This window comes from Shewanella sp. SM74 (assembly GCF_025653725.1).
Lineage (GTDB): Bacteria > Pseudomonadota > Gammaproteobacteria > Enterobacterales > Shewanellaceae > Shewanella > Shewanella oncorhynchi.
In genome coordinates this window covers 1-9,077 of record NZ_JAKKRZ010000058.1, presented here as the reverse complement: position 1 = coordinate 9,077, position 9,077 = coordinate 1, and the positions used below count along the sequence as shown (strand labels likewise).

At 43.4% G+C, this 9,077-nt stretch carries 8 protein-coding genes and 2 pseudogenes; 7 read left to right on the top strand and 3 right to left on the bottom strand.

Annotated features, from left to right (window positions below):
* Both L5M49_RS24515 and L5M49_RS24510 read left to right on the top strand, forming a co-directional pair.
* Positions 1-623: pseudogene (locus tag L5M49_RS24515) on the top strand (IS30 family transposase); the annotation flags it as partial.
* A 378-nt stretch (positions 624-1,001) separates the two neighbouring features.
* Positions 1,002-1,271 (top strand): annotated as a pseudogene (locus L5M49_RS24510) (tyrosine-type recombinase/integrase); the annotation flags it as partial.
* Between the two features lie 133 nt (positions 1,272-1,404).
* On the opposite strand, the gene L5M49_RS25375 reads toward L5M49_RS24510, so the two are convergent.
* Both L5M49_RS25375 and L5M49_RS24500 read right to left on the bottom strand, forming a co-directional pair.
* Entirely contained in the window at positions 1,405-1,752 is a 348-nt protein-coding gene (locus L5M49_RS25375) for a transposase (RefSeq protein ID WP_411569121.1), read from the bottom strand.
* 213 nt (positions 1,753-1,965) lie between these two features.
* Positions 1,966-3,072 carry a hypothetical protein gene (locus L5M49_RS24500; protein WP_140907554.1) on the bottom strand — a complete coding sequence of 369 codons (1,107 nt, stop codon included), beginning with the start codon at positions 3,070-3,072 and terminating at the stop codon, positions 1,966-1,968.
* A 240-nt stretch (positions 3,073-3,312) separates the two neighbouring features.
* Here L5M49_RS24500 and L5M49_RS24495 point away from each other — a divergent pair, with 240 nt between their 5' ends.
* The 4 genes from L5M49_RS24495 (at position 3,313) to L5M49_RS24480 (ending at position 7,305) form a co-directional block, all read left to right on the top strand.
* Positions 3,313-3,672, top strand: a complete 360-nt coding sequence (locus tag L5M49_RS24495; protein WP_011711511.1) for a hypothetical protein — start codon at positions 3,313-3,315, stop codon at positions 3,670-3,672.
* Between the two features lie 217 nt (positions 3,673-3,889).
* Positions 3,890-4,606, top strand: coding sequence for a S24 family peptidase (locus tag L5M49_RS24490; protein ID WP_263176862.1), 717 nt, complete (start codon positions 3,890-3,892; stop codon positions 4,604-4,606).
* Positions 4,603-5,850 carry a Y-family DNA polymerase gene (locus L5M49_RS24485; protein ID WP_263266965.1) on the top strand — a complete coding sequence of 416 codons (1,248 nt, stop codon included), beginning with the start codon at positions 4,603-4,605 and terminating at the stop codon, positions 5,848-5,850. Before L5M49_RS24490 ends, L5M49_RS24485 begins: the two co-directional genes overlap by 4 nt.
* A gap of 426 nt (positions 5,851-6,276) precedes the next feature.
* Positions 6,277-7,305, top strand: a complete 1,029-nt coding sequence (locus tag L5M49_RS24480) for a hypothetical protein (protein WP_259567806.1) — start codon at positions 6,277-6,279, stop codon at positions 7,303-7,305.
* Positions 7,306-7,538: 233 nt separating this feature from the next.
* On the opposite strand, the gene L5M49_RS24475 is transcribed toward L5M49_RS24480, so the two are convergent.
* Complete coding sequence (locus L5M49_RS24475; protein WP_107947007.1) at positions 7,539-8,498, bottom strand: integron integrase; 960 nt, start codon at positions 8,496-8,498, stop codon at positions 7,539-7,541.
* A 439-nt stretch (positions 8,499-8,937) separates the two neighbouring features.
* Here L5M49_RS24475 and L5M49_RS24470 point away from each other — a divergent pair.
* The coding region (locus L5M49_RS24470) for a DMT family transporter (protein WP_263266966.1) at positions 8,938-9,077 on the top strand (140 nt) is incomplete at its 3' end.

Here is a 9,077-nt window from a genome sequence, read left to right as displayed (position 1 = left end):
ATAGCACACATAGCTAAATGCATTGATTGTCATCGCTCTAGTGTCTATAGGGAAGTTAAACGATGCCAAGGGCAATCACGCTATCAGCCTGATATTGCACACAAGCAGGCTGTCACAATGAGGCGTCAGTCGAGTAAATATGCGATACCCTCACAGCGAATAGAGAGCATCGTCCTTTTGCTGCAATTGGATTGGAGCCCTGAGCAAATCTCGCARGTGTTGCGTYTGGTGAAGGAGCCYGTCAGTCAYGAGTGGATTTATCGCTATATTGCWCGCGATAAACGCCGTGGYGGYAAACTTTATCGTCATTTACGTCAAGGACATAAGCGTTATCGACGCGGTAAAGTAGAGCAAGCTCCTACCATAAAAAACGCCGTATCCATTGACGACAGACCAGCCATTGTTGATCGCAGGTGTATTTTGCGCACCCTTATCGTTCTTGTGAACGTGGTGCGAATGAAAACGCCAATGGATTACTGCGGCAGTACGTCAAAAAAGGGGTTGATTTGAGGCTAGTGAGTAATGAATTAATCGAATTTGCTCAGAATAGAATTAACTATCGACCCAAAAAGTGTTTGAAGTTTAAGCAGCCTGCGGTGGTGTTTCACCAGTTAGCTGCTTAATTGTCGAGTGTCGCACTTCGGAGTTGAATTCGGGATCAGATGAGTTTACAGCTTGAACCTCTTCATCTAGCTCTCTCAAAAAATCTACTAACGACACAAAACTTCCTCAATAGCCATAACAGTTATTATGTAGACCTCTCAGTAACATCCGAAAGGCAAAACAAATTTATACCTATGAGTTTACTGAAGATCAATAACTTAAGAAGCTAGTTAAGGACTTAATTTACATTTAATTTACGACATTACTGAGACTTCTCAGTAATGTCTCCACCCCAAAACGGGGTAATATTATTAATATCAATGTCTTATCTTGGTTTAGCCTCCTTATCATCAGGTGTTACTGAGAAGTCTCAGTAACACACTCGATAATCAACAAAGCATCCAGTGGATGGATATGTTTGCCGCCATCACTTGCATTGGACGTCCCTAACAAAGAAATTAAGGAGCGCTGTTATACGGTCATGTGTTCAGAAACACGTTACCGCACACACATTCAGGCACTCTTTCGCAACGCAGCTTTTAAAAGCGGGAACAGACATTCGTACAGTTCAAGAGCTGTTAGGGCATACGGATTTGAAGACAACTCAAATATATACACATGTCATCGGTCAACATTCATCAGGGACAATTAGCCCTATAGACCGATAATTTCGTTTTAAATAAACCGGGCTTCATGTCCGGTTTTGCGGTAAAAGCGGTCATTCGCATGCGGATTGTGTTGAGGTGCTGAATCTCTGCTTTTCGCTCAGAGCTGCCTGTCATGTCTGCTTAAGAAACGGCCTTAACGTAGGATATTTTCCGTTTTCCAAGCGGACCCCAGAACCATCGGCTGTTGCCCATTTTGTTTGTACACCTTTGCAACGCTGATAAATTCACTTTGGCCCGGTAATCGAATGGATACTTTACCGCGCACACGGCCGATAAAATGCCAGCCTAAGGCGCTGACTTCCTTAAACCACGGCACTTTGAAGCCTGCATCGGTGACTATCACAGGTCGACAGCGGTTGGGCAACATCGCTTTTAACCGAGTCAAAAAGGTTTTATCAGGGGCTTTACTTAGTTTTAACTGTGACAGTTGGTTGTTGATGAGCCTTACCGCGCAACGAAGTTGCCAGCGGGTTTTAGGCATCACAATGATGTCATCTCATCCATATAGCTACGATAAAAACGAACGCTGTTTGTATGTCTGCTATTGATTAAGAGCTTATTTTTGAAAACCTCAATGCAAATTTCCGCTATTGGCACAGAGCCGTCATTCGGCTCTGAAACGTTTTTGTCCAGAAGTAAGCCACAAGGAGTATGAAAGTTATTCCTCTCCAACACGAACATCCTTCGAAATATCTTATTTTTTCTCGGTCTGACTGCCCGCCACACGGTTGGCAGCTAGAGCTTGGGATAATATCTCCCGTTCACGCTCGGATTGAGATAGATCTAATTTCACCTGATTCAGTTGTTTTTCGACGCTAATAAGCTCAGCTTGGACGCTTCCGAGTTGGTTTGCTTGCTGACGATAACTATTGAGATCTGTATTAAGTCTTTGCGTATCACGCTCAAATGCCAACTTTTCTGCATTAACCTCGGCTAGTTTTGCTCGAGAGTCTGCTAATTCATTGCGCACCGATACTAAGGTTGCCGTTAAATTTTCCGCAGTCTTACCTAGCTTGGCTTCTGTAGCCTTTAATTCTGTTCGGTCCTGCGTCAATCGCTCAAGGTTCGCTGTGGTGTATGAGATCTGGTCTTGCTGCTTTGATAGTGTGGCCTGCAGAGTTGCAATGGTGGCCTTCGCTTGCTCTAACTCTCGCTGTTCTAGTTCACGCTTCGCAAAATCGATGCTGAGTAATTTAATTTGCTCTCGAGATGCCCTTAATTCGGTCTCTGCTTGTGCAACGCGCCCATTCGCTGCGTCTACTAATGCTTCTGCTTTTAATACTTCGGCTTTTGCGTGATTTCTTGCGTCATCAATGGCCTTTTCGCTGGTGGCCTTTAACTCTCGCAGTTGTTGCTCTATCAGGCTTACAGCGGATTGGGCCTTTTCGACCTTGGCTGCGGTGCTGGTTTCAATCTCCGCAACTTGAGCCGCCGTAGTATTCAAGACGCTTTCTAACTTATCTTCACTGTCACTTAACAGCGATAGCGTTTCATCAAGGTTTCGCGTCAACTGGGCAACTTGCTCGGTCAGCGATTCGTTACGACGGTCAATCATGAGCAACAGTTCTTGAGACAGCAACTTAGCTACGGCAAGGCTTCCAACCTCTTCCGCGATAGCATTTTTTCTATGCTCAAGATTATTTTTGTACTCAATCAAGAACCCTTGGATCGACGATGTTCTGCCCTGCAGATGAACGCTCAAGTTACGTGTCGTTGGCTCGACACCGTTTTTAAGCATTTCATTCGCGAGCTTAGTCACTTCCTCAAGAGTTGCCTTCGGTTTCACTGCCAATTGTTCCATTTGCTTGCCTCAAACATCTTCAAAGTTAATGACTTACATCGATAAATCACAGTGTAGCCAGTTATTCAACACTCTGCAATGGAAACGATTTTTTTACGGAAACATCGTTTCCCGTTTCCCGTGGTGATTTGCGTCATTCTTGTCTTGTATGGTGCTGATATAGAAGGGTAAATCCTGAAATTGGCCAGAATCGGCCGCCGTAATAGAATGTTCCTACATCAACTGAATGGGACAGAAAAAATGACCGAACTAGCAACTACGCCAACTGCACCGCGCAACCATGCAGAGGTCGCTATGTACCACTACTATCTGACCAATGCCGTGTTGACGACGAGCCCCAACGAGCAAGTCATTGGTGATGTGTTGGGGATGGGGGAAGATGACTTTGTGATGGAGCTGTTTGCGCTGTCTGAAGCGTTTTGGCTAAAAGGTGAAGATCTCTATGCCGAGGGTAAAGCGTTCTCAGGGCTTGCGGTATTCGACGTTGTGGCTGAGCTGGCTGAGTTCTTCTGGGGGTATGTAGAGCATACTGGAGAAATGCCTGACCTTGATGCGTTCAAGCTGGATATTGACCGAGTGTTTGAGACTTACACGCGATAAATCACCTGTCTAATACTCTTCAAAACAGTGAGGCCTACAACCCCGATGGTAGTAGGCCCAACTTCCAAGCAGTAGTTTCTAACCCTGTAATGGAGTGCTTATCTTTTTAATATTTGTTCCCTCCATGTATTCTTTACGCAAAAAATCATCTTCGGGATTTTCGATGTTTCAATAATTAGTTATACTGTATTAATGTACAGTATTTGTGATTTGTCCTATGAACGTCATCATTGGTTTGGCATCGGCAGGCATACACGGCTTTGAGAGCCCCGCCGCTGGATACCAAGAGAAGGCGCTAAGCCTCAATAATCTTATTGTCTCACACCCATCAGCAACGGTATTTGCAGAGGTTACCGACGATGCTATGACGGGTCTTGGGCTATTTACCGGAGATCTACTTGTCGTTGATAAGTCATTGACTGCGACGCGGGGAGATGTCGTTTTGGCGCTGGTGGACGGCGAAACCGTTTGTCGGCAGCTAGACCATGACCATCATAAACTTCATGCCAATACCAATGCTCATTATTCCGAAATATCAGTCACAGACGGGATAGAGATTCAGGGCGTGGCCATTTGTGCCGTGCGCTTTCATCGACGAAAGCGCGATCCTCTAGTGTTGAAAAGCCTTGATGACCTTCTGGTTGAATCGACGTTTGTGGGCCGTGCAAGAGGTGACTCGATGACGGGGGTGGGCATTCACTCCGGTGACATCCTGATAGTGTCACGTCAACTCACCGCAGGTTCAGGCGATGTCATTATTGCCATGTACGAAAACGAATTTGTCTGTAAAGTCCTCGATCTCACCAATAGCAGGCTGTTATCGGCTAACGACTATTTTGAGCCGGTGTTAATCAAGCCGGATGATAGATTTTGGTGTGAGGGTGTTGTGCCAGCATCAATTAGGCTACTAAAACAGCCGAGTTTATTGCTATGAGCAGTATTATCGCGCTTTGCGACGGGAATAAATTTTATAGCTCATGCGAACAGATTTTTAACCCTCTGTATCGTGGTAAGGCACTAATCGTGGTCTCGAACAATGACGGGATGATCGTGACGTTAAGCCCAGAAGCGGCCGCGTTGGGACTTAAAAAATTCACGCCTTACTTTCAAGTGGCCGAGTTCTGTCGGGCGAATGGGGTGGTCATTTGCTCGAGCAATTATGCGTTGTATTCAACAATCAGCACCCAGTTCATGAGGGTCGCGTCGAGAGAGTGCTATTCGTATTTTCCCTATTCTATTGACGAAATTTTTGCTGAATTTGGCAACGACACACCACAAAACCTATCAAAATTAGGCCGTAAGCTAAGGCATGATGTGTGGCGCGAGGTTAGATTGCCTATCGGTGTCGGGCTAGGGGATTCCTTGACGCTGGCGAAGGCCGCAAATCATGCTGCGAAGCGCTTAGGCTATCGCGGTGTTTGCGTGATTAAAGCGCATAATCGCGAAGCCATCTTAGGGGCGATGTTGACTACCGATGTGTGGGGGGTGGGTAAACGAATTGGTCAGCGGCTAAGTTCGATGGGGATTCACACGGCGCTGCAGTTGGCCCAGATGAAGACTAAGACCGCGAGGAAAATGTTTGGCGTTAACATCGAAAGAACGGTTTTCGAGCTGAATGGGACAAAGGCGTTTAGCTGGGACGATATGCCCGTTAATAAGCGACAGATATTCTCTACACGCTCGGTTGGCCAGCGAATAACGACGATAGCAGGGTTAAAGGAGGCGTTGTCATTCCATGCGTGTGAAGCGGCTCGAAAGCTAAGGGGTCAAAAATCGGTAGCACGTTGCTTGGTATTTTTTGCTCAAACATCCGCGTATGACAAGCATGGTGTTAGTGGTTTCAGTCGGACAATTCATTTACCAGCTCCCACCAGTGACAGCATGATCATCAGTCAGCAAATTACCTCTGCGGTTGAGTCATGTTATGCCGCAGTGCCGTACTATCGCGTTGGGGTAGGGCTATTAGATATAGAACCAGGCTTGCAGCTCGATATGTTCAACGACAACCTGGGAAAACCAGCGTTGATGTCAGTCATGGACAGATTAAACGAGCAAATGGGCAAAGGTGCCGTGTTCGTCGCCGCCAATGGCATTGAGAAAAATTGGCAGATGCGCCGTGAGTTTTTGAGCCCGTCCTATCTAACCAACTGGAATGACATCCCTAATATCAAGTGTTAGGACTTGATTAAGGAATACTAGCGTATTAGTACATTTGTGTGAGTAGAATAAAGTTTCTTACTAAGTAATAAAGAATCATACTGAGTATTAAAGATTCATACTTAAATGGCAGCGATCAGAGTACACTGCCATTTCTAAAACGTTTATGCCCCATTATTGGTTTCGTCTAACAAATTTGCGATTTCAATCAGTCGCAATTTACCCAAATATAACTCATGTGACGTTAATAATAGTTATGCGGTGAGAGTGAAATTTTAATTGGATTGGTAAGTCGCTTCGGGACAAAAGTGCCTTAGCAAAATCACACTTTCCATTGAATTTGCATTTATTTAAGCCATGCAAAGTACGCTTTTTCGAAAATAAGGAAGAAGAGCTAAGGGGGGTAGTATAAAATCTCCTGAAGATATCAAGAGAGCTAGTAACAGCATGGATAATTTTCAAAACCTTATTGATTACAGCACCGTCGATGACCTGAAGTTTCGTATCAAGTCATTACCCTTTTCTTGTGCTATCCCCAGTCGCAAAGCAGAAGTTGCAAGTGTACTCTTTAATGCATTGATGAACCCAGACAACCTACAGCTAATTTGGAACCACCTCTCAGAGGTTCAGAAGCTTGCTTTGCAAGAGGCCGTTCACAATCAAGCAGGTTATATGGACGGTTTCGTATTCTGGTCAAAATATCAAAAAGAACCACCTAGTACAGAAGACTGGTCGTTGTATCGAAGTCGAGATAAAGATAACGGTGACAAAGCTTTATCTCCGTTCTTTTATCCTGACCGCCGTTACGGATCTTCACGCAGAATACCTAATGACCTATTAGCTTTTTTGAAACCTCATGTTCCATTGCCACCACATTTCTCTGTGCCAACGGCAATTGTCGATGGTGACGAGATTGAAACGTCAGAAACCCCACAATACACGGAAGCGGAGCTTAACGTTCTTCTTAACACTATTAAGGTTAAGAAGTTAAAAGTCAGTCCGAAAACTGGGCTGCCTTCTAAAACATTGCTCAACCAACTGTGCAACCAACTCAATGAACCGTATCAAAAGGTAACATCACTTGATGACGAATCAGCGAAAAGTATAAAGGCTTTTGGTTGGATTCAAATTCTAAGAGCTGCTCTATGGTTCAAAGAGACAAAGGGCGAATTGCAAATCAACCTAAAAAAAGCCGCTCTTCAACAACGACATTGTGACGTCATTAAACAGCTTTTCTTGGACTGGAAAGATCGAAGCAAATTTGACGAGTTCTCACGTATCAATCAGATTAAAGGGCAAAAAGGAAAAGGTCAGAAATATTTTACCAATGTTCTGAGCCGCAGGGATGCTTGTATAGAAACATTGCGATCTTGCCCACCTGAAGAATGGGTCTCTTTTGATGACTATCTGAGATTAATGGCGGTGAGGGGCAATTCTTTAATATTACGTTTGAACCCTATAGCTTGTATATTGTAAGTGTGCGTTTATATTAAAGTTTGATAATTCTTAATAGTGTTTGATCATTTATAATATAGTTTGATATTTTTTGGCAATTTTGGTGAGGAAGCCGGTTAAGGACTAACACATTTCTGCCCCCATTATGATTTAGAACAATTACTCATTCGAACTTTGTGTTTCTGTGTTTGCCTCATATTTACTAATGCGGAAAGCAAAAGATAAGGCCCTAGTAACTTGTTTTGTAGTATGCCTTAAAGACTGTCAAGAGGACTTATGACCCCAGTATGATGGCCACCAATCACATGGGTATATATCTCGGTCGTTTTGACATCACTGTGTCCCAATAACTCTTGGATGGTACGAATGTCATGGCCTTTGAGTAATAAAGATGTTGCAAATGAATGGCGGAAAGTATGGGCGGTAACGCGCTTATCTATACCACAGTTAGTGGTAGCTTGCCTTAATGCACGTGAAAAAGCCGTTGGATGAATATGGTGTCTGCACACATAGTTGTCACTTGGGTGCATACAACGGCGGCTAGCAGGAAAGAGATATTGCCAATGAAACTTAGAGGCGTTACTGCGGTATTTTCTGATGAGAGAGATGGGCAATGAAGCAAGTCCAAAGCCATCTGACAAATCCGCCTCGTGGAGCTTTTTTACCTGTTTCATTTGTGACTTTAGAACATCAATCAATCCGTTAGGTAGCATACAAACTCGATCTTTTTGCCCTTTACCTCGGTACACAAAGATAGATTTAGTGGTTAGATCAATATCTTTTACCCTAAGTTTTAAGGCTTCCTTTAATCTTAGCCCTGAGCCAAATAGGATGGCACCAATTAAATAGTGGTAGCCTGACAAATTGCTGATGATCAGTTTTGCTTCTTCGTTAGACAATACCTGCGGTATTCGTTTAGGGGCTTTTGCATAGGGAAATTGTAACTCATTGGGCTCAATTTTTAACACATGGCGACAAGCAAATACAATGGCACATAGAGCCTGTTTCTGGGTGCTCGCCGACACTTCGCACTCCACTGCTAAAAAACAGAGAAATTGTTCAATCAAAGCGGGGGTTATATCAGCGCCATGACGAATATTGCAATGTCGAATGAAATAGCGGTTCCAATAGAGGTAGGATTTTTCTGTTTGATAGCTGTAATGGCGTACCCTGATCTCTGTCCGTATAGCCTCCAAAAATGTTAATTGCCCCATAACCGTTACCTTACCAATGTACTGTGTTTATATACAGTTATAGTTGAAGTTGAGATAATTGCTATGAAAAAGATGCATAAATCGTTGGATTGGCGCATCGATAATACTAACTGTTAAACATTAACTCATTATTATCAATAGTTTGTAATATATATAAAAGTGCTATGCAGACCTCGTAAACACCTATGCATCTTTTTTATCTGCTAAATTGTCATATTTAACCTGTATTTTTTGTTAAATAATATATTTACAACAAACACTTACAAGTGATATTTTGACGAAGAAACTTACAAGAAAGCAGGAGGTTATCCTGCTGCTAATCAATAAGCTGTTAGATGTAATTAACCGGAAAGTTGCGCACGAATAATTTTTTTCTTCAAGACTGCAATTTTAAGAGAAAAAGACATATACTCCCTTCGAATCATATTGGAGGCGGATCATGAAAAGCTGGTTATTTCTTACTATTTCGATTCTTGGAGAGGTAGTTGCAACATCTGCATTAAAGTCCAGTGAAGGTTTTACGAAGCTCGTACCATCTTTCATCGTAATTGTTGGCTATGGAATTGCATTTTATTTCCT

Bases quoted from the DNA above. Each gene is read 5' to 3' on its own strand.
- L5M49_RS24495 (WP_011711511.1), top strand. From the start codon at position 3,313: ATGACCGAACTAGCAACTACGCCAACTGCACCGCGCAACCATGCAGAG.
- L5M49_RS24500 (WP_140907554.1), bottom strand. From the start codon at position 3,072: ATGGAACAATTGGCAGTGAAACCGAAGGCAACTCTTGAGGAAGTGACT.
- L5M49_RS24480 (WP_259567806.1), top strand. From the start codon at position 6,277: ATGGATAATTTTCAAAACCTTATTGATTACAGCACCGTCGATGACCTG.
- L5M49_RS24485 (WP_263266965.1), top strand. From the start codon at position 4,603: ATGAGCAGTATTATCGCGCTTTGCGACGGGAATAAATTTTATAGCTCA.
- L5M49_RS24490 (WP_263176862.1), top strand. From the start codon at position 3,890: ATGAACGTCATCATTGGTTTGGCATCGGCAGGCATACACGGCTTTGAG.
- L5M49_RS25375 (WP_411569121.1), bottom strand. From the start codon at position 1,752: ATGCCTAAAACCCGCTGGCAACTTCGTTGCGCGGTAAGGCTCATCAAC.
- L5M49_RS24475 (WP_107947007.1), bottom strand. From the start codon at position 8,498: ATGGGGCAATTAACATTTTTGGAGGCTATACGGACAGAGATCAGGGTA.